Annotated in this window: 18 protein-coding genes and 3 tRNA genes; 6 read left to right on the top strand and 15 right to left on the bottom strand. The window is 50.5% G+C overall.

All coding sequences use genetic code 11. The annotated features are described in order from the left end of the window. Positions 1 to 267: 267 nt before the first annotated feature. From clpP to ACO0LG_RS22300, 5 genes are all read right to left on the bottom strand, one after another. Positions 268 to 894 carry an ATP-dependent Clp endopeptidase proteolytic subunit ClpP gene (gene clpP, locus ACO0LG_RS22320; protein ID WP_423029761.1) on the bottom strand — a complete coding sequence of 209 codons (627 nt, stop codon included), beginning with the start codon at positions 892 to 894 and terminating at the stop codon, positions 268 to 270. Between the two features lie 17 nt (positions 895 to 911). Beyond that, entirely contained in the window at positions 912 to 2,261 is a 1,350-nt protein-coding gene (gene tig, locus ACO0LG_RS22315; protein WP_423029760.1) for a trigger factor, read from the bottom strand. A gap of 28 nt (positions 2,262 to 2,289) precedes the next feature. Next, positions 2,290 to 2,376, bottom strand: a tRNA-Leu gene (locus ACO0LG_RS22310). Between the two features lie 285 nt (positions 2,377 to 2,661). Beyond that, positions 2,662 to 5,760, bottom strand: a complete 3,099-nt coding sequence (locus tag ACO0LG_RS22305; RefSeq protein WP_423029759.1) for an efflux RND transporter permease subunit — start codon at positions 5,758 to 5,760, stop codon at positions 2,662 to 2,664. Next, a complete protein-coding gene (locus ACO0LG_RS22300; RefSeq protein WP_423029758.1) occupies positions 5,757 to 6,920 on the bottom strand; it encodes an efflux RND transporter periplasmic adaptor subunit in 1,164 nt (387 codons plus the stop codon). The genes ACO0LG_RS22305 and ACO0LG_RS22300 overlap by 4 nt, the downstream gene beginning before the upstream one ends. Positions 6,921 to 7,120: 200 nt before the next feature. On the opposite strand from ACO0LG_RS22300, the gene hpnC reads away from it, so the two are divergent. Then, positions 7,121 to 7,930, top strand: a complete 810-nt coding sequence (gene hpnC / locus ACO0LG_RS22295; RefSeq protein WP_423029757.1) for a squalene synthase HpnC — start codon at positions 7,121 to 7,123, stop codon at positions 7,928 to 7,930. Between the two features lie 293 nt (positions 7,931 to 8,223). Here hpnC and ACO0LG_RS22290 read toward each other — a convergent pair whose 3' ends face one another. Next, positions 8,224 to 8,478 (bottom strand): hypothetical protein, encoded by a 255-nt coding sequence (locus ACO0LG_RS22290; protein WP_423029756.1) that lies wholly within the window; start codon positions 8,476 to 8,478, stop codon positions 8,224 to 8,226. A 9-nt stretch (positions 8,479 to 8,487) separates the two neighbouring features. Between ACO0LG_RS22290 and ACO0LG_RS22285 the strand changes: the two genes are divergently transcribed. Then, positions 8,488 to 9,192: a M24 family metallopeptidase gene (locus ACO0LG_RS22285; RefSeq protein WP_423029755.1), complete on the top strand. Its 705-nt coding sequence runs from the start codon at positions 8,488 to 8,490 to the stop codon at positions 9,190 to 9,192. Between the two features lie 109 nt (positions 9,193 to 9,301). On the opposite strand, the gene ACO0LG_RS22280 is transcribed toward ACO0LG_RS22285, so the two are convergent. Beyond that, positions 9,302 to 10,150 (bottom strand): hypothetical protein, encoded by an 849-nt coding sequence (locus ACO0LG_RS22280; protein ID WP_423029754.1) that lies wholly within the window; start codon positions 10,148 to 10,150, stop codon positions 9,302 to 9,304. A gap of 237 nt (positions 10,151 to 10,387) precedes the next feature. Then, complete coding sequence (locus ACO0LG_RS22275; RefSeq protein ID WP_423029753.1) at positions 10,388 to 10,552, bottom strand: hypothetical protein; 165 nt, start codon at positions 10,550 to 10,552, stop codon at positions 10,388 to 10,390. A 16-nt stretch (positions 10,553 to 10,568) separates the two neighbouring features. Between ACO0LG_RS22275 and hpnD the strand changes: the two genes are divergently transcribed. Beyond that, positions 10,569 to 11,402 (top strand): presqualene diphosphate synthase HpnD, encoded by an 834-nt coding sequence (gene hpnD, locus ACO0LG_RS22270; protein ID WP_423029752.1) that lies wholly within the window; start codon positions 10,569 to 10,571, stop codon positions 11,400 to 11,402. Continuing rightward, positions 11,395 to 12,801, top strand: a complete 1,407-nt coding sequence (hpnE, locus tag ACO0LG_RS22265; protein ID WP_423029751.1) for a hydroxysqualene dehydroxylase HpnE — start codon at positions 11,395 to 11,397, stop codon at positions 12,799 to 12,801. Before hpnD ends, hpnE begins: the two co-directional genes overlap by 8 nt. Here hpnE and radA read toward each other — a convergent pair. Continuing rightward, a complete protein-coding gene (gene radA, locus ACO0LG_RS22260; RefSeq protein WP_423029750.1) occupies positions 12,798 to 14,183 on the bottom strand; it encodes a DNA repair protein RadA in 1,386 nt (461 codons plus the stop codon). The genes hpnE and radA overlap by 4 nt on opposite strands. Positions 14,184 to 14,372: 189 nt before the next feature. Between radA and lplT the strand changes: the two genes are divergently transcribed. Then, complete coding sequence (gene lplT / locus ACO0LG_RS22255; protein ID WP_423029749.1) at positions 14,373 to 15,635, top strand: lysophospholipid transporter LplT; 1,263 nt, start codon at positions 14,373 to 14,375, stop codon at positions 15,633 to 15,635. Between the two features lie 43 nt (positions 15,636 to 15,678). On the opposite strand, the gene ACO0LG_RS22250 is transcribed toward lplT, so the two are convergent. From ACO0LG_RS22250 to tsaB, 4 genes are read right to left on the bottom strand one after another with little or no spacing between them, the layout of a single operon-like run. Then, positions 15,679 to 16,656, bottom strand: a complete 978-nt coding sequence (locus ACO0LG_RS22250) for a DUF1853 family protein (protein ID WP_423029748.1) — start codon at positions 16,654 to 16,656, stop codon at positions 15,679 to 15,681. A 5-nt stretch (positions 16,657 to 16,661) separates the two neighbouring features. Next, entirely contained in the window at positions 16,662 to 17,585 is a 924-nt protein-coding gene (locus tag ACO0LG_RS22245; RefSeq protein WP_423029747.1) for a uracil-DNA glycosylase, read from the bottom strand. Further along, entirely contained in the window at positions 17,572 to 18,048 is a 477-nt protein-coding gene (gene rimI, locus ACO0LG_RS22240; protein ID WP_423029746.1) for a ribosomal protein S18-alanine N-acetyltransferase, read from the bottom strand. The genes ACO0LG_RS22245 and rimI overlap by 14 nt, the downstream gene beginning before the upstream one ends. 11 nt (positions 18,049 to 18,059) lie before the next feature. Further along, entirely contained in the window at positions 18,060 to 18,770 is a 711-nt protein-coding gene (gene tsaB / locus ACO0LG_RS22235; RefSeq protein WP_423029745.1) for a tRNA (adenosine(37)-N6)-threonylcarbamoyltransferase complex dimerization subunit type 1 TsaB, read from the bottom strand. Between the two features lie 112 nt (positions 18,771 to 18,882). On the opposite strand from tsaB, the gene ACO0LG_RS22230 reads away from it, so the two are divergent. Continuing rightward, positions 18,883 to 19,281 carry a thioredoxin family protein gene (locus tag ACO0LG_RS22230; protein ID WP_423029744.1) on the top strand — a complete coding sequence of 133 codons (399 nt, stop codon included), beginning with the start codon at positions 18,883 to 18,885 and terminating at the stop codon, positions 19,279 to 19,281. Positions 19,282 to 19,381: 100 nt separating this feature from the next. Here ACO0LG_RS22230 and ACO0LG_RS22225 read toward each other — a convergent pair. After that, positions 19,382 to 19,458 (bottom strand) — tRNA-Arg (locus ACO0LG_RS22225). Positions 19,459 to 19,654: 196 nt separating this feature from the next. Further along, positions 19,655 to 19,731: transfer RNA gene (locus tag ACO0LG_RS22220), tRNA-Arg, on the bottom strand. Positions 19,732 to 19,737 lie beyond the last annotated feature (6 nt).

Below are 19,737 nucleotides of genomic sequence, written 5' to 3'. Positions count from 1 at the left end.
ATTAATCTATAAAACTGGTGACTAAGTTGCGGCTTGACAGCAGGCTACTCAGGCTCTGCCTGATTAAACCAAACAAAAACCAAGCACACATCAAGCACTAATTTCCTCAGCTTCTTGGACTTGCATATTACCTGCAAAAACGTCTTTCGTCATGACATCAATATGCAACAATGAGGAGCAATAAGACATTATAGAACAGAATAAAAAAACGCCCGGACCAACATGGAACAGGCGTTTTTATTTTGATAAGCAATGTGCTTGAGGGACTTAAGCGCGATGCGCCAACACCTTATCGATCAGACCATATTCCGCAGCAGCATCTGCCGACATGAAATTATCACGGTCTGTATCTTTGGCAATTTGTTCCAGGCTACGGCCAGTTTTCTCAGCCAGTATGCCATTCAGGCGCTCACGCAAATACAGGATTTCACGCGCCTGGATTTCAATATCAGATGCCTGGCCTTGGGCACCGCCCAGAGGTTGGTGAATCATGATACGGGAATTTGGCAGGGAAAAACGCTTACCCTTGGCACCAGCAGCCAGCAGGAACGCACCCATGGACGCAGCCAGGCCAGTACACAAGGTCGAAACGTCAGGCTTGATAAACTGCATGGTATCGTAAATCGCCATGCCTGCAGACACCGAACCACCAGGAGAGTTGATGTAAAGTGAAATGTCCTTATCAGGATTTTCGCTCTCCAAAAACAGCAATTGCGCGACGATAAGATTGGCAGCGTGGTCATTGACAGGACCAACCAGGAAAATCACACGTTCCTTGAGCAAGCGGGAATAGATGTCGTAAGCACGTTCACCTCTACCGCTTTGCTCAATCACCATAGGCACCATGCCCAGCATGTTTGTGTCCAGTGCCGAATTACGGATGATGCCTGTCATGTGTTTTCCTTTATTTGTTACGCTTGTGCGTTGTTACCCATCAATTCGTCGAAAGGCAGAACTTTGTCTGTGACCTTTGCTTTACCCAGCACATAGGTAACGACGTTTTCTTCTAATACAAGGGCTTCAACTTCAGCAAGACGATTGCGGTCGCTAAAATAATATTTAACGACTTGCTGCGGATCTTCATAGCTTTGAGCAAAATCTTCAACTTGCGCTTTGATTTGTTCAGTTGTTGCTTGCAGGTTGTTCGCCTTGACCAATTCAGCCAGGATCAAACCCAGACGAACACGACGCTCAGCTTGTGCATTGAACAAATCAGTAGGGAAAGGCACGTCTTTTACATTCATGCCGCGTTGCGCCATGTCTTGACGTGTCATTTCTGCCAAACGTTCGCTGTCTTGTGCCACCAAGGTTTTAGGTACGTCAAATTCAACGACCTTGACCAGTGCGTCCATGACGCTTTCTTTAGTCTTGGATTTAACACGGCCGCGAACTTCGCGTTCCAGATTGTCCTTGATGTCTGCGCGCATCTTGACCAGGTCGCCATCTTCTACGCCCAGCATTTTGGCAAACTCGGAATCCACTTCAGGCATATGCGCCCATTCCAGTTTTGTCAAAGTGATTGTGAATTCTGCAGTTTTACCGGCAACATCCTTGCCATGATAATCTTCCGGGAATGCCAATGGGAAAGTCTTGGACTCGCCTACTTTGAGACCGATAGTTGCAGTTTCAAACTCTGGCAACATGCGGCCTTCACCCAGCACAAATGCAAAACCATCAGCTTTACCGCCAGCAAATTCGACGCCGTCGATCTTGCCAACAAAATCTACTGTAGCGCGGTCGCCGTTTTGTGCTGACTGATCTGCACCGCCGTCACCATGCGCGCCTTGCTCGCCTTTGACGTGAAAATGTACGCGTTGTTTGCGCAGGATATCGATGGTTTTATCGATTTCAGCATCTGTCACGTCAGACTTGACTTGCTCAACTTCAGCGACAGACAAATCACCGACAGCGACTTCTGGATACACTTCAAAAGTTGCATCGAATGCCAAGCTGCCTTCAGCCACGTCTGATCCAGACTTTGGCTCTATGCTTGGGTAACCGGCAACACGCAATTTGTTTTCATTTGCAGCAGCAGCAAAAGCCTGGCCGACTTTGTCGTTCAGTACTTCTGTTTCTACTTGATAGCCATATTGGGCGGCTACCATTTTCATAGGTACTTTACCAGGACGGAAACCAGGCGCTTTTGCTGTACGTGCGCGCTGCTTCAAACGTTTCTCAACTTCCGATTGCACATCAGCGACCGGGAAGGAAATCGTCAAACGGCGTTCCAATTTATCTAAAGTTTCGACTGCAGTTGCCATGAAAATCGTCCAAATAGTAAAAATTCTGTGGTGCGAGGAGGGGGACTCGAACCCCCACACCATTGCTGGCGTCAGGACCTAAACCTGGTGCGTCTACCAATTTCGCCATCCTCGCGGGATGTATGTTTATGTTCACCGGCGCAATGCCGCCACACGTTCTGCACGGCCGTCACAAAAGCAAAGGGCGACCCGAAATTCAAGCGTCGCCCAAAACTGATGTATGTGGCATTACAACTCCAGCCCGATATTCTACTGGATTTTATCGGCATGTGCCTTATTTTTTTAAATACCAGCCCAATACAGCACCAGAAACGCTTCGTGCGGGCACTATTGCACCGTTTATCCATCAATTCCGCCCTATCAGTACATGTCCCCTGATAGGGCGAAACCAAAAATAGTCTTAAATACTGGTCTTCTTGACCCTAAACCATGCCGCATATAAAGCAGGCAAGAACAACAAGGTCAGTGCTGTTGCGATAATCAAGCCACCCATGATGGCAACCGCCATCGGCCCCCAGAACACGGAACGGGACAAAGGTATCATCGCCAGGACTGCCGCTGCTGCCGTCAGGATGATGGGGCGAAAACGGCGCACTGCCGATTCCACAATCGCATCCCAGGGTGCAGCCCCCTCGCCTATATCGTGCTCAATCTGGTCAATCAAGATCACCGAATTACGGATAATCATACCAAACAAGGCAATCACACCGAGTTGCGCGACGAAACCGAATGGACGTTGCAATATCAACAAAGCCATCGCCGCCCCTGCCACACCCAGAGGGCCAGTCAGGAAGACCAGCAACGATCTGGAGAAGCTGTGCAACTGCAACATCAGCAAGGTGAAGATGATGAAAATTACAAACGGGACATTGGCTGCAATCGACTCCTGCGCCTTACCACTATCCGCTGCCGCACCTGCCAGCTCTATCTTATAGCCAGGCAAGAGGCTGGCCCGGATCTGATCAAGCTTGGGCGATACCTGGCCCGATACTGTCGGTCCTTGAATGCCATCAACCACATCGGACTGCACGGTCACCGCCCACTCACGGCCTTCACGCCAGACTACACCCGGCTCCCACACCAGATTGATACGGGCGACCTGTGACAAAGGCACATACTTGCCGCTGCCTGTTGGTACATTGGCATTGCCCAATGCATCTATGGTAGAGCGCTCATCAACCGGCTGACGCACAACGATATCGATCAGTTTGTTGCCATCACGGAATTGGCCTACGGTAGAACCCGTCAATATGGTGTTGGCAGCACGCATCACAGATTGCGATGTAATGCCGAGGGCACGCAACTTATCCTGATCCAGATCAATACGCACTACCTTGACTGACTCGTTCCAGTTGTCATTCACGCCTACGGTATTGGGGTTGGCGCGCATGACTTCTTTGACGCGGTCAGCGATTTCCCTGACCTTGGTCACTTCCAGGCCGGTGACACGGAACTGCACAGGGTAAGGAACTGGTGGGCCGTTAGGCAAGAGTTTCACGCGACCACGCACCTCAGGAAAATCTGTCTTGAAGGCTTCAATAATCTTCAGGCGCAATGCGGAACGCGCTTTCAAATCTTTGGGCAAGACTACGATCTGTGACACGTTGGTCTGCGGGAAAATCTGATCCAGTGGCAAATAGAAACGCGGGCTACCCGTACCTACATAGCTGGTAACGCTTTCGACCCCTTCTTGTTTTTGCATAAAGGCTTCAAACTTCTTGGCTTGCGCTTCTGTTGCCTGGAAGGATGAACCTTCAGGCAACCACAACTCCACCATCAATTCAGGGCGGCTGGAGTCAGGGAAGAATTGCTGTTCAATGAATTTGAACCCATACACACCCAACATGAACACGCCAAGCGTGATGACGATAGTGGTCTTGCGCCAGGTCACGCACCAATTCACTAGCGCTCGGAAACGCGAGTAAAACGGAGTATCAAAAATCTCATGCTCACTACCGCCGCCACCTGCATGCGGCTTGACCTTCAGCAACAGATAACCGAGGTAAGGTGTGAAAATAACTGCAGCCAGCCATGAAATCAGCAAAGCCAAGGCATTCACCGAGAACATCGAGAAGGTATATTCACCGGCAGCAGATTTGGCCAGGCCGATAGGCAAGAAGCCTGCAGCTGTAATCAGCGTACCTGTCAGCATGGGCATGGCTGTAGAAGTATAGGCAAATGTTGCCGCATCAAAGCGCGAGAAACCTTCTTCCATTTTCCTGACCATCATTTCAACGGCGATAATCGCATCGTCGACCAGCAAACCCAGTGCAATAATCAGCGCACCCAGTGATATCTTGTGCAAATCGATATCGAATATGCGCATGAACAGGAAAGTAATCGCCAGTACCAGCGGTATCGTCAAACCAACCACCAGACCTGGCCAGATATCGAGACGGAAAGGTTTGGTATGCAAACCCAAAGCCAGGAAACTGACTGCCAGCACGATAATCACCGCCTCTATCAATGTACGGATAAATTCACCAACAGACGACTTGACGGCATCTGGCTGGTTAGTCACCTGCTCCAGGGTAATACCGACTGGCAACTTGGCCTTGATTTCAGCAACATCAATTTGCAGATGCTTGCCCAGCTCGATAATATTGCCACCCTTTTCCATGGAAATACCAAGGCCGACAACCTCTTTGCCATTAAAGCGCATCTTGTCTTGCGGCGGGTTTTTGTACTCACGCTTGACAGTAGCAAAATCACCGAGGCGGAAGGTCGTACCATTGGCGCGCAACTGCAGGTTTTCCAGCTCTTTCACCGTCATCAGCGCGCCAGAAATACGAACTTGCAGGTTGTCTGTGGAAGTCGTCAAAACACCAGTAGCCTCAACACCATTTTGCGAATTGATTTGCCCTACGATGGCGTCAAATGGCACGCCCAGTTGTGAGAATTTCTTTTGCGAGAATTCAATATTGATTTTCTCGTCCTGCACGCCAAACAATTCAACCTTGGATACAGAAGGAATACGCAAGAACTGCTGACGCACAAAATCGGCATATTCCTTGACCTCTTCATACTTGAAACCATCGCCAGACAGAGCAAAGATGGAGCCATAGGTATCACCGAATTCATCATTGAAGAATGGGCCGAGCACGCCAGGCGGCAAGGTCGAACGGATATCACCTATTTTTTTGCGCACCTGATACCAGGATTGCGCGGTATCTTTGGGCGGCGTCGATTCACGCAATTGCAGGATGATTAAGGTTTCACCTGGCTTGGAGTAGCTACGTATCTTGTCAATGTAAGGTGTCTCTTGAAGCTTTTTTTCCAGCTTGTCGGTCACCTGGTCTGCCATTTGCAAGGCAGTGGCACCTGGCCAGATAGCCCGCACCACCATGGCACGGAAAGTAAACGGCGGATCTTCGTCCTGCCCCAGTTTGCCATAGCTGAGTATGCCGCCCAGCAAAAGCACGACCATCAGATAGCGCGTCAGTGGAATGTGCTCAAGCGCCCATCTGGATAAATTGAAACCGCGTGAAGAATCACTCATTTGGCCGCTCCTGCGGCGACTGCTTTGGCAGGAGCAGGCGCTGCCTCCACGCCAAGTATAGTTACTTTCTGGCCGTTCTTGAGCAGGTTAGCACCTGCTGTCACCACGACCTGACCAGGCTTGACACCGCCAGCCAGCAGAGCCTCTTCACCAGAGGAACCGGCTACTTGCACGGGTACCAGTCTGACCACACCAGATTCAACCACCCAGACCGAAGACGCATTTTTTTCCTGGAACAACGCTGTCAAAGGCACTTTGATCGCGCTGTTCGGATTCTTTGCATTAAAGCTGACATAGGCTGTCATGCCCAGTTGCACATCCTTGTTGTCGCCGCTGAGGCTGACCTTGGCGGTGTAAGTGCGGGTAACAGGATCAGCCATAGGGGACAATTCGCGCAATTTGCCAGGTATGGACTGACCGGGATTGGCCCACAAGCGCACATTCACATCTGTCATCTGGCGAATGGAATTGACCTTGTCTTCAGGTATGCCGACGATCACATCCATGGCACCCAATTGCGCCACACGCACCACCGGCGTACCGGCTGCGACCACCTGCCCCACCTCGGCATCGATACCAGTCACAACGCCATCTACATCAGCCACCAAGCTGGTGTAAGAAGACTGGTTGGACTGATTTTTATATGCAGCCAGAGCCTGTTCGTAAGTCGATTGCGCTGACTTGTAGGCCACTTCCTTGCCATCCAGGACTGCGGCAGCAACAAAATTCTTGGAGCGTAACTCCTGGTAACGCTTGAGTTCAGCCTTGGCCAGGTCACGATTACTCTCAGCCGCCGTCAAGCCAGCTTTGGCCTGCACTTGCGCCAGCGCCAGGTCTTGCGGATCAAGCTGCATCAATACCTGTCCACGCTTGACCAGGGTACCGGCATCAACTTTGCGGGCAACAATCTTGCCAGGAACACGAAAACCAAGGCGCGACTCTATGCGGGGACGCACTTCACCAGGCAGCTCGGCATTGACATCTATATTGCTGCTAGCCAGGGTAATCGTTCTGACGGGGCGTATATCTTCAGTTTTATCGGCAGGCTTGGAGCAAGCCAGCAATAGTGTCGCAGATGCAAGAATGAAGGCCAATGGAACAGCGCGCCTTCCAGCAAACTGCCTCGCTTGAGGATGGATGGTAGTTTCTGGTGTTAACACAGGAGTTTTCCTTTACTATGCTGGCTTTCCGGGCCGGAACAAAACGGGCAAAAATTACAATGTGATTTTATTAATATTTAATATTGACTGCATGCTACTATCAAGTAACTGACTTTGCGGTTAGTAATTATAGTTAAGCATCTTGTTTTTGCCAATGACTTTTCGGTCATTAAGACTTTTCATGGAATTTAGCTCAACAAATGTCGGTTAACCATTACGAAAACTTCCCTGTTGCGTCCCTGTTGCTTCCCGCCAGGCTCAGGCCTGCAGTAAAAATCATTTATGCATTTGCACGCAGTGCCGACGACATTGCCGACGAGGGGGATGCCAGCCCGGAACAAAGACTTGCACAACTGGCAGGATATGAACGCGAACTCGATAACATAGAAAAAAATAGTAGCAGTGAATCGCAACTATTCAAGGCGCTGGCTGAGGTGATACATGAATATAAGCTGCCCCTGCAAAGCTTTCGCGATTTACTGTCGGCATTCAAACAGGATGTCGTCACTACCAGATATGCAGACTTTACCGGGCTGCTGGATTATTGTGCCCGCTCCGCCAATCCGGTCGGCACACTGATGTTGCACTTGTATGAACAGGCTAACGCTGAAAATTTGCGCGATTCAGATGCCCTATGCAGCTCGCTTCAATTAATCAATTTTTGGCAGGATGTCGGCATAGACTGGCAAAAACAAAGAATTTACCTCCCGCTGGATGACCTGAGCCGCTTTGGCATAGGAGAGCAGCAAATCGCCAGTGGCATGCAAAATGAGGATTGGCGCAATATGATGCGCTTTCAGGTGGCACGCGCCAGGAATATGATGGCATCTGGCAGCGGCCTGGCAAAGCGCCTGCCCGGCAGACTGGGATGGGAGTTGCGCCTGGTGGTACAGGGCGGGTTGCGCATACTAGAAAAAATTGAAGCGGCGAATTACAACGTCTTCCAGCACAGGCCCAAGCTCGGCAAGGCAGATTGGATCAGGCTGGCATGGCGCGCAACACGCATGTGAGGCATGTGAAACACATGAAGACTGACTGATACAAATCCATACAGAGCAATCGCCTCACCTGGCAAACGTTTGCCCGCGCCTGCTTTGTCTGCAAATTGCAGCAACATGTAAATCATTATTGTTTTTGACCAATAGCAATAGGAGATACGTGGGATTGAACTTAAAATCAATCTGTCAATCACACCAACAGCAAACCCATGGCGACTCTTTCAAGAGCAAGCGGGCCTGCACAGGATTCTGGAGTCTGAATGCGAACTTGTATATATCGATGTGTTTTCCTACTATCTTTATTGTCACTCAACGGCTGCACCGTGATTGCGATTGCTGATGCCGCCGTCTCGACTACCATTAAAGTCGGCAGTGCCGTCGTTGGCACCGCCGTGGATGTCACGCGCGCTGGAGTAAGGGCCGTCACCAGCGATAGTGAAGATAATAGCGATGCCCGCAGTGACGACAATCAGGACAGCGATGGCAGCAACACTGACAACAGCTCCTCCACCAAGCACCATAAATAATAGATAAGCTCCCGCATTTTGTACGATAGCCAACTCAATATCATGCCGACAGTATTGCAAATTGCCAAGCACAGGGAAATACAGGCCGCTGCCAAAACGGTACTGGCACGTCTGGCCAGCATGATCAATGCTGATGATACGGAACAAAGCATCGCCGACAAGGCCTATTCCATGCTGTGCGAATCAGGATACTCCAAAACCTGGTACCACCAATGTCCGGCCCTGGTGCTGCTAGGGTCGCGTAGCTGCGTTTCCATCTCTGGCAGCGACTATCAACCTGGCAAGGAGGCCGTCGGCAAAGCCAACCTGATTACCGTGGATTTGAGCCCGGTCCATGATGAATATTGGGGGGATTGCGCACGCTCCTTCCCTGTTGAAAATGGCAGGGTGACGCACACCCCGCAATTGCTAGAGTTCCGCAACGGGCTTTGCTTTCAGCAGCATCTGCATGCCCAAATGCTGGAAACCGTGACACCCAAAACCACCTTTGGCCAGTTATTTGACTGGGCCAATTTACGAATACGGCAAAATGGCTTCGTGAACCTGGATTACCGCAACAATGTCGGGCACAGCATAGTCACAGACCGCGACCAGCGCCAATACATCCACTCTGACAACAGCCAGGAGTTGGGCGAAGTTGCTTTTTTCAGCTTTGAACCCTTCATACGCCTAAAAGGTGGCAAGTGGGGCTTCAAGCATGAAGGTATTTTCTATTTCAACGAGCAGGGCAAGCTGGAGGAAATATAAAGGCAAAGGGAGCCCGCTTCCCCTATCCATGCGCCTGTCCTCGCGGGTAAACACAAAAAAGCTGGACAGATGTTAATCTGCCCAGCTTTTTTATCTCAGCGGTTTGCTATTAGGTCTTGGTGCAATCCACCACTGCATTTCTTGAGGCAGCAGGGTTGGATGCATCGACCACACCAGTACCGCCAGTGACCTTGCAAGTCTGACCGGTAGCTTGAGTATCAACCGTGATATTGAATGGCTTTCCACTCAACCAGCTCCAGCCGAACTGATAATTACCTGGCGCACTGACAGCAAACTTATCGGCGAAGCCGTCAACAGTATTCACCATGGTCAACACAGTGCCTGCGGCCAGGCCATTGACGGTAAATTGAACCGGCACAGCAGGTACGCAAGACACCAGGGCTGTCAGAGAAGCAGCAGGATTGGCATTATTGACCGTGCCAGTGCCATTAGCGACTGTACAGTACTGAGACGCAGGAGGGATACCCACAGTCACTGCAAACGGCTGGCCGCTGACACCATAGGAGGCAAACTGGAAGCTGCCGTTGGCTGTGACCGTAGCGGTCGTCAAAGCATTGTTAAGCAATACCATGGAGCTATTGTCAGCCATGCCGGAAACCGTACCGCCCACTGGCACATTCGGGACACACGTTACAGCGATGTTCTTTACTGCCGAATCGCCGGACATCCTTCCTGTGCCGTTAATAATCGTGCAGTTCACAGAATTTGGCTGGGTCAGCACACTGATGGTGTAATTGCCATTACTGGCAACATTGAATGAGAAAGTACCATCTGCAGTCAGCGTCTGGGTGTAATTGGACTCATTGCGCAAAACCAGAACATCACCGGTACCCAGACCAGTGACAGTACCGCCAACTGTCGTATATACAAAGCCACCACATCCAGCGAGGACGATGCCTGCGCCAACTATCAATGCTGCAAATTTCGATTTATTCAAGATATTCGTCCGAATGAGTAATTATTTTCAATGCCGCGCCGATTTTCCATGGCACTCTATCGCTCTATAACGCGCCGCCTATTATACGTTTAGTCCCGGATAAGAAGGCGGTTCTTCGTTTTCATTACAATATGTTACGATAAAACAGACTGCTCCCGGCATCAAAATACACTTCTTATACAAAACCCATGGCTTTGCCGATTCCAGCATAAAACCAGCACCAACCCATCTAACGCCTCATTTTATTAATAATAATTTCATATTTCTACTGTAAACTGAGTAAAAATCATCCTTCTTAGCTACACAATCAAGCGCAAGAGATTTGTGAGCTTTGCCACAGTTTGTTAACATAGCTATTTTTTTGGCTTTATTTTTGGCCTTAATTTTGGCTTTAGCCGCCACTTCTTACTCATTCAGCATGTCTCCAGACGAATATTGCCAGCAAAAAGCTGCACAAAGTGGCTCCAGTTTTTACTATAGTTTCCTGTTCTTGCCCCAGGCCAGAAGACGGGCGATTACCGCCCTGTATGCATTTTGCCGTGAAGTTGATGATGTCGTGGACGAAAGCACGGACGATATGGTGGCCCGCAGCAAGCTGGGCTGGTGGCGAAAAGAAGTGCAGGCCATGCTGGCAAACCAGCCCACGCATCCGGTAACCAAGGCATTGCTACCGCACATGGCAGAATACCAACTCGATGGCGAGCACCTGCTGGCGATTATCGATGGCATGGAAATGGATTTGAACCAGACCCGCTATCTCGACTTCAATGCCCTGCAAAAATATTGCTGGCATGTAGCCGGTGTCGTCGGTATTTTATCGGCCAGTATTTTTGGCATCACCAATCCGCAAACCCGTGAATTTGCCGAAAAACTGGGCCTGGCTTTTCAAATGACCAATATCATCCGCGATGTCGGTGAAGATGCGCGCAAAGGCAGGATTTACCTGCCCATCAATGAATTGCAGCAATTTAATGTCACTGCAGCTGACATTTTGAATGCGCGCCACAGCACGCAATTTGAAACCCTGATGCAGTTCCAGTATGAACGCGCGCAAAAACTGTATGAAGAAGCCTTTGCCCTGCTGCCACCAGAAGACCGTAAATCACAAAGAACCGGCCTGATCATGGCAGCGATCTATCGCGCCCTGCTGGTAGAAATCCAACATGATGGTTTCCATGTATTGAATCAACGTATTTCGCTGACACCAATACGCAAACTCTGGCTGGCCTGGAAAACCTACGTCCGTGGCTAAAAAAAATACGCTAAAAAACAAGTCAGTCGCCGTCATTGGCGCTGGCTGGGCTGGTTGCGCGGCTGCCTGTGAACTGGCACAGCAAGGGGCAACTGTTACCTTGCTGGAGTCCAGCCGCAACCTGGGTGGACGTGCGCGTGGCATCACTGTGCATGGACATCAACTAGACAATGGCCAGCATATTTTGCTGGGTGCTTACACCCAAAGTTTGCGCCTTATGCGCTTGGTTGGCCTGGACACCGAGAATGCGCTGCTGAATATACCACTGCAAATGGTTTACCCAGAGTTGGAAGAGGGCATGTCATTTATTGCCCCTCGTTTGCCCGCTCCGCTACACTTATTACTGGCACTGATTAAATCCAGTGGCCTGAGCTTTGCAGACAAAATGGCGCTGTCCAGATTTTCTTCTACCGCCCGCTGGATGGGTTGGCGCCTGAATGAAGATTGCAGCGTCATAGAATTACTGGAGCGTTTTGATCAGACGCCCCGGCTATGTCGTTTGATGTGGATACCACTCTGCATTGCCGCTCTGAATACGCCTCCAGAGAAGGCATCGGCCCAGGTATTCTTAAATGTATTGCGTGATAGTCTCGGGGCAAAACGTGCCGCTTCCGACATGCTGATACCCCGCCTTGACCTGAGTAGCATCTTCCCGGAAAAAGCCGCTGAATACGTGCGCGCCCATGGCGGGTACGTGTTGTCCGCGCATACGGCAACGGGCCTTCTGCAAAACGACAATGGCAAATGGCAAATACAACTGAAGCAGGCCGACGCATTGGCAAAAGCGCAAACAGAAGCGCAATTGCCGCTCTATGATGCAGTAATACTTGCCTGCGATTTTGCCAATGCTGACAGACTACTCGCCACTTTACCAGCCAAAAACCAGGCAGCGCCATTGCCTGCCCTTCGTGACTTTAGTTACGAACCCATCACTACCTGTTATTTGCAATATGCACCAGGCGTGCGCCTGCAGCGACCCATGCTTGCCTTGCTTGATGACGCAGGACAAAAAAAATGGGGACAGTATGTATTTGACCGTGGTCAGCTACAGCCAGATCAGGCTGGCTTGCTGGCGGTGGTGGTCAGCGTGTCACAAGCAGCTACGGAAATTGACCGGCATGAACTGGCAACGGATATCGCATCGCAACTGGCACAAAGCCTGGGCATGCCAGAACTCACGCAGCCCATCTGGCATCAATGTATCTCAGAAAAACGCGCCACCTTCAGTTGCGCACCTGGTTTGAACCGTCCAGATAATCATACTGTTTACGCGGGCCTGTATCTGGCCGGCGACTACACCAAAGGCGACTACCCCGCCACGCTGGAAGGTGCTGTACGCAGTGGCATTGCAGCCAGCCAGGCCATCATTAAAGATTTGAAGGCGGCAGCAAAAAACTAATCGGGGATTTCGCTATCCACATCGCGGATTTTAGACAGGGCCTCCTCTATCCTGTCCACGCCTATGATGGTCAGGCCTTCTATTTTTTGTTTGGGTGCATTTGATTTAGGGATCATCGCAATAGAAAAGCCCAGCTTGGCGGCCTCGCGCAAGCGTTCCTGCCCGCGTGGTGCTGGGCGTATCTCGCCCGCCAGCCCCACTTCACCAAACACGACCAAGCCACGCGGCAGGGGCTTATTGCGCATGGAAGAGTTAATCGCCAGCAGCACAGCCAGATCGGCCGCTGGTTCAGCAATCTTGACACCACCCACAGCATTAATAAACACATCCTGATCAAATGCTGCCACACCTGCATGCCGGTGCAACACCGCCAGCAGCATGGCCAGACGGTTTTGTTCCAGGCCGACCGACAAACGGCGCGCATTGGGTGCATGTGAGCTATCCACCAAGGCCTGTATCTCTACCAGCAAGGGCCGCGTCCCCTCCTGCGTCACCATGACGCAAGAACCAGCCACTTGCGTATCATGCTGGGACAGGAACAAGGCAGAAGGATTGGATACTCCTTTCAAGCCTTTTTCTGTCATGGCAAACACACCCAGCTCATTGACTGCACCAAAACGGTTTTTGATCGCCCGCACCAGACGGAAGCTGGAATGGGTATCACCTTCAAAATACAACACCGTATCGACGATATGTTCCAGCACCCGCGGCCCGGCCAGTGCACCTTCTTTGGTGACATGACCAACCAGTATCATGGTGATGTCCATGGTCTTGGCAACACGCGTTAACTGCGCTGCACATTCGCGCACCTGGGCGACCGATCCAGGGGCAGAGCTCAAGGCATCTGAATACATGGTCTGGATAGAATCAATGACCACGACCTGCGGCTTATGTTCAGCCAGGGTATTGAGGATTTTTTCCAGTTGTATCTCGGCCTGTAATTGAAAGTCCTTTGCATCCAATGACAGGCGCTTGGCGCGCAAAGCGATTTGCGCACCCGACTCTTCCCCACTGACATACAAGACTTTTTTAATCAGTGCCAGGTTAGCCAGTGCCTGCAACAGCAAGGTTGATTTACCAATGCCAGGGTCACCCCCTATCAAAACCACCCCGCCGGCGACCAGACCGCCGCCCAGGACACGGTCAAATTCGTCAATGCCAGTGCCAAAACGCGGCACATCAAGCGCCTCAATTTCAGCCAGGTTGAGCACGGGTGCCGATTGTGCCAGGCCCTGGGGTTTGACACTAAAACGGTTGCCGACTGATTCGACGATGGTTTCGACCAGGGTATTCCACTGGCCGCAAGCCGGACATTGTCCCGCCCATTTGTTAACAATACCACCACATTCAGTGCAGGTAAAATTGGTTTTTGCTTTTGCCATCATCAGACCTGAGGAAATTTTAAAAACATGCGCCAGTACAAATTGCATGCATATTCGCCTTAAAAACACTGATATTTTAACCAGTATTTAGCGATTAGCTTGCCTTATTTCACTAATTCCCTACAATTTTCATGGTATAAAGCTGCCAGTGACATTTTGTAGCAGGTAGACATAGAGCATGAATAAAGCATGAAGAGCGGTTTTTATACCATCATGGCGGCGCAGTTTTTTTCTTCACTGGCCGACAATGCCTTACTGATAGCCGCGATGGCACTGTTGACGTCCATGCAATCTCCAGAGTGGATGTCACCGCTGTTGAAGTTGTTTTTTGTGCTGTCCTATGTCTTGCTGGCCCCCTTTGTGGGTGCCTTTGCTGACTCCCTTCCCAAGGGAAAGGTCATGCTCATTACCAACATGATTAAAGTCGGTGGCTGTGCCCTGATGTTTTTTCATGTGCATCCTTTAATTGCCTATGCCGTTGTCGGCTTTGGTGCTGCGGCCTACTCCCCTGCCAAATATGGCATCCTGACCGAATTGCTGCCACCAGAAAAACTGGTTGCCGCGAATGGCTGGATAGAAGGCTTGACGGTCTCATCCATTATCTTCGGCACTGTTTTGGGTGGCGCATTGGTGAACTCAAGAGTGTCGTCAGTACTGCTTAATTTTGACTTCCCTATCATCGACTTTAATATCACGACCCCTTCTGAAGCAGCGCTTTGTGTGGTCACTGCCTGCTATGCGATGGCAGCGTTATTCAACACACGCATCCCTGATACTGGTGCACGGTATAAACACCAACAACGCAACCCTGCCAAGCTGGTGACTGAATTTGCTGAATGCGTCACGACTCTGTGGCGCGACAGGCTGGGCCAAATCACACTGGGCGTCACTACCCTGCTATGGGGAACTGCAGCGACACTACAATTTATCGTTTTGAAATGGGCTGAAAAATCTCTGCATATGACACTCGACAGAGCTGCCATTCTGCAAGGCGTGGTCGCTATTGGGGTTGCCCTGGGTGCAGTTGCCGCAGCACGCTTTGTACCATTGAAAAAATCCCTGAGCGTCATGCCTATGGGTGTTGCCATGGGAATGGTGGTGATCACCATGATTTTTGTTCATACCGTCTGGATCGCTTACCCACTACTGATACTGGTGGGTGCACTGGCTGGCTTCTTTGTGGTGCCCATGAATGCCTTATTACAGCATCGCGGTCACGTTTTGATGAGTGCCGGTCACTCCATTTCCGTTCAGAACTTCAATGAAAATCTGTCTGTCCTGACCATGTTGGCGCTGTACACACTGCTCAACTCCATGAAGATAGACATTATGGTCATCATCGTGTTGTTTGGCTTGTTTGTTTCTAGCACCATCTATGGTGTGATGCGCAAGCATGCGGCTAATCAACGTGAGTTTGACTCACTGGCATTGATAGGCGAACACAAGCATTGAAGATTGAAGTTGCGCCCGATAAGGGCGCGTTCATTGAAATGTTTTATTTGATGCGCTTCAGTTTGACAGCATCCGCTTGCGCAAACCAGTCATCCGGCACCACCATACCACGGCAGTATTCTTGCATGACATTCAGTCCATCATGATCTTCCTGCATCAGTGCCAGCATGAGCGGCGTGTTGGCAGTAGCAAAAGATGTGCGCATGTTCATCAGGATGGTTTCTTTATCTTGCGCCATTCCCTTTTTCACCTGAGCAGGTGCCAGCCAATCCAGTCTGTCCAGCAGCAAGGCATGTTCAAAATTCAGTGTCTGTACTTCTGATTGCGTCCATATCGCACCGCGACAATGATTTTCCGCCAGACCTGCCATGTGGGCATGTAAAGGCATGAAGGTTTCGACTATTGCTTCATCACGATAAAACAGCCAGCCCAACACCAAAGCCTGCGCACTTTGCACAGGCTTTGGCAAGACTTGCTGTGCCAGAGGGTGGCTGGACAATTGCAATTGCTGGTCTATGATTTTGTGCAACTTGGCACCCAGGCTATCTGCCAGATTGGGACCAAGATAATCATATAAATCCGGTGCAGTAGCAACACCGGGATAATACAGATAGAATTTTGTCGCCAGCTCCAGATGCTGCAATCCGTTGTCGGTCTGCAGCAGGAAATCAAATTCACCTATGGTGCCAGCACCCTTGTCATGCACTTGCAGACCATGTGCAAGCAGCAAACCGTGGACATGCAAATATAATTCATAAAGCCGTTCAGCATACAGGCCCAGTCGGCGCGAAGGATGACGCTGCAAAAGATCAAGCAAGGGATCAGGATTACGGTCGAGCTCAGCCAGCCACTGCGGCAAAGCTTGTGTATCAGTATAGATTGCAGTGGTCAGCGCACCATGCCAGCGAGCGTCACGCCCCTCCAGCAAACCAGGCGCTGTCAGCATCCATGCCAGCGCCCGAACATGAGGATTGTGGAGATGCTGCCACTGTCGGTGAAATACTGCTTGTGCGCTCTCCATGTGATTCAATTTGCTGGCAATGCTTTAATAGCGAGACACAAATCTGCCCAGGCTTTGGCCTTGTCCGCAGGTTTGCGCAAGAGATAGGCCGGGTGATAAGTTGCCACCACCGGCATGCCATTGAATTGATGCACCTTGCCACGCAACTGTCCCACCGGGGTTTCAAGATCCATCCCCAACAAAGACACGGCAGCAGTCTTGCCTAGTGCGACAATGATTTGCGGCTTGATCAAGTCTATCTGCCTATGCAGATAAGGCAGGCAGGCGGCGATTTCATCTGCAGTCGGCGGCCTGTCCTTGCCTTGCGCATCTGTCGGACGGCATTTGACGATATTGGCGATATAACTTTGCTCACCGCGCGGCACACCCAAAGACTTGAGCATATTGTCGAGCAACTGTCCGGCAGCACCTACAAAAGGCAAACCCTGCAAATTCTCGTTATAGCCCGGTCCTTCACCTACAAACAGCCATTTGGCTTGTTTGTCACCGGTGCCAAATACGGCTTTTTTCCGGCCCTGACACAGGCCACATTGACGGCAGCTTTCTACCATGGGCTGCAATTCATCCCAGGATAAAGTAGCGACGGCAGGTTCACTATCGAATGACGGGACAGGATGCACTTCTTGTGGCATCCATTCATCTACTTCAGGTACGCTTTCAAAAGCTCGGACTAAAGACTGTGCTTCCGGCAGGTGTTTATGCGGCACAATCTCTGCTTCAGTCCGTGCAGTATCTCTGGCCGGGGCAGCAGCTACTATTGCTGGCTCAGAAACTTTTGCACCGACAGGCTCAGGATCAGGCCCTACTTCAGATCCAGCCTCCAAGATAGGTACAAGCGCAACTTGCTCTGCTTCGCGCAACAACCACATTGGGCCCACACCGAGTTCATGCAGGGCTCTTTGCCTGTTATGACTATCAAACGTTTGCATCAACGACCCTCCGCATTACTATCGCATCTTCGCGCTGACTATCATGCGCGGGGTAATAGCCTTTACGCACACCGATAGCAGCAAAGCCTGCACCTTCATATACAGAAATGGCGCGCGCATTGCTGCGCCGTACTTCCAGCAAAATCGAGCCAAACGTATACTCTTTGGCGTACGCAAATAATTTATCCATCAATAATTTTGCATAACCTTGTCCCTGATAGGACAGATCTACTGCAAAATTCAGCAAATGCAGCTCATCCAGTATCGGCATGACGACAAAATAAGCAAACAAATCCAGTTCTGCATTCCGGAAACCAAAAGCTTCATAGCCACTGGAAAAGGAGTCGGTAAAATTCCCACGCGTCCAAGGGTGGGCATACGCCCGCTCTTCTATACTGAGTATGTTATCGACATCGGCAAACCCCAACTTGCCGTAATGCGGTGTGATCAAGTTCAAATCCATGGCCAATTCCATTACACTGGCGCCTTGGCTGCCTGGAGTTTGACTTGCTCACGTTCAAAAGTAGTCAGGGCGATTTTATTGCGCAGGTACAGGGGCTGAGCCTGGTCTGCTGGCAGGCTAAGACCAGAGGCAAAATCCAGCTGCCCCAATATACCGACTTGTTTTGCATGCGGCATGCATAGCAAACTTGGATATCGAGTCTGCGCAGGCTCAGGCAAGCTCACGCCATTTCCCAGTACCAGTTGCGGATTCTCCAGCGCAATGCCGGCCAGCGCAGCATCCAACCCTGCCAGGGCTGGTGCACTTATTTCTGTCCAGCCAGTCACGTCGTCGAAGCGGTACTGTGCCCAATACACTTCATTCATGCGCGCATCTAGAATGCAGACAAACTCTTTTACAGCCAACTGCTTACGCGCAGCTTCTGCCATGGCCAGTAAGCTCACTACCGGCACCACTGGCAGATCAGCGCCATAGGCCAAGCCCTGCACGATGCCGCAAGCTGTGCGTATGCCGGTAAATGCGCCAGGTCCACAACCAAAGGCAATGGCACCGCAATCCTGCAAGCGCACACCTGCTTCTGCAAGCAAAGCCTGTATGGCGGGCAAAATGCCCTGGGAATGTGTCTGGACACCGCTGAGTTCGCGGATGAATATACCACCATCAGTCAATATGGCTGCGGTGGCGAGCTCGGTCGAGGTTTCAATTGCTAAAATTCTGGTCATACGCGTATTTTACCGTGTTCCACCTGTTTCAAGACTGGCTGTTTGCCAAAGCTTACGCCTTAGTTGCGCTTCAGCTCATTACTTGGTTTAAAATTACGTGATGAATACCAACATGAATACCGAAGATATTTCCGCAGTAAAGGCTGACCTGGCAAATAAAGACTGGTTGATTGCCTGCCTGTGCGCCGCCTGGTGTGATACCTGCAATTATTACCGGGCGTCTTTTGACGAACTGATGAGCAAGCATCCTGAAAAATGCTTTGCCTGGATAGACATAGAAGATCAGGCCCATCTGGTGGATGAAGTGGATATAGAGAATTTCCCCACCATCCTCATACAGCATCGCAACCAGGTGATTTTTCTTGGCACCGTATTGCCGGACGCAGCCCAATTGCAACGCCTGATTCTCTCCATGACAGAAGAAACGCCAGACCAGCAAGTCAGGCGCAGCGCCTTGAACCAGGAAGCCCCAGAGGACTGGAACATTCGGGAACTGATACTCGCAAGCTAAACATCTGCCGCTGATCTGCCGTAATCATGCAGATGAAGCCGGTTTGTTTCCATCGCAAAAAAGACAAAAGGGACTAGATTTTCATCTAGTCCCTTGAATCTGGTGCGGCTGGCAGGAATCGAACCCACGACCCCTTGGTTCGTAGCCAAGTACTCTATCCAGCTGAGCTACAGCCGCGAAAAACAAGATTATAGCCGGACTGGTGCAAAATGGAAAGCCCCAAAAGCCAGATTATTTTTTTGCTTAGCCAAAAGGCATTTTTATGTAGTACAAGCCAGATATTTCCACATCTATGCCATATTTCTATGGAAATATCAAAAAATCGCGAACAAAAAGACAAAAGGGACTAGATTTTCATCTAGTCCCTTGAATCTGGTGCGGCTGGCAGGAATCGAACCCACGACCCCTTGGTTCGTAGCCAAGTACTCTATCCAGCTGAGCTACAGCCGCGAAAGA

Origin of the sequence: Undibacterium sp. Ji42W (assembly GCF_049340405.1) — a bacterium.
Lineage (GTDB): Bacteria > Pseudomonadota > Gammaproteobacteria > Burkholderiales > Burkholderiaceae_D > Undibacterium.
This window is presented reverse-complemented; position numbering and strand designations above follow the sequence as displayed.

Excerpts from the sequence above, each read along its gene's own strand:
- ACO0LG_RS22245 (WP_423029747.1), bottom strand. The coding sequence starts at position 17,585 with ATGCAAACGTTTGATAGTCATAACAGGCAAAGAGCCCTGCATGAACTC.
- hpnC (WP_423029757.1), top strand. The coding sequence starts at position 7,121 with ATGTCGGTTAACCATTACGAAAACTTCCCTGTTGCGTCCCTGTTGCTT.
- ACO0LG_RS22230 (WP_423029744.1), top strand. The coding sequence starts at position 18,883 with ATGAATACCGAAGATATTTCCGCAGTAAAGGCTGACCTGGCAAATAAA.
- tsaB (WP_423029745.1), bottom strand. The coding sequence starts at position 18,770 with ATGACCAGAATTTTAGCAATTGAAACCTCGACCGAGCTCGCCACCGCA.
- rimI (WP_423029746.1), bottom strand. The coding sequence starts at position 18,048 with ATGGATTTGAACTTGATCACACCGCATTACGGCAAGTTGGGGTTTGCC.
- ACO0LG_RS22250 (WP_423029748.1), bottom strand. The coding sequence starts at position 16,656 with ATGGAGAGCGCACAAGCAGTATTTCACCGACAGTGGCAGCATCTCCAC.
- clpP (WP_423029761.1), bottom strand. The coding sequence starts at position 894 with ATGACAGGCATCATCCGTAATTCGGCACTGGACACAAACATGCTGGGC.
- tig (WP_423029760.1), bottom strand. The coding sequence starts at position 2,261 with ATGGCAACTGCAGTCGAAACTTTAGATAAATTGGAACGCCGTTTGACG.
- radA (WP_423029750.1), bottom strand. The coding sequence starts at position 14,183 with ATGGCAAAAGCAAAAACCAATTTTACCTGCACTGAATGTGGTGGTATT.
- hpnD (WP_423029752.1), top strand. The coding sequence starts at position 10,569 with ATGTCTCCAGACGAATATTGCCAGCAAAAAGCTGCACAAAGTGGCTCC.
- ACO0LG_RS22285 (WP_423029755.1), top strand. The coding sequence starts at position 8,488 with ATGCCGACAGTATTGCAAATTGCCAAGCACAGGGAAATACAGGCCGCT.
- lplT (WP_423029749.1), top strand. The coding sequence starts at position 14,373 with ATGAAGAGCGGTTTTTATACCATCATGGCGGCGCAGTTTTTTTCTTCA.
- ACO0LG_RS22305 (WP_423029759.1), bottom strand. The coding sequence starts at position 5,760 with ATGAGTGATTCTTCACGCGGTTTCAATTTATCCAGATGGGCGCTTGAG.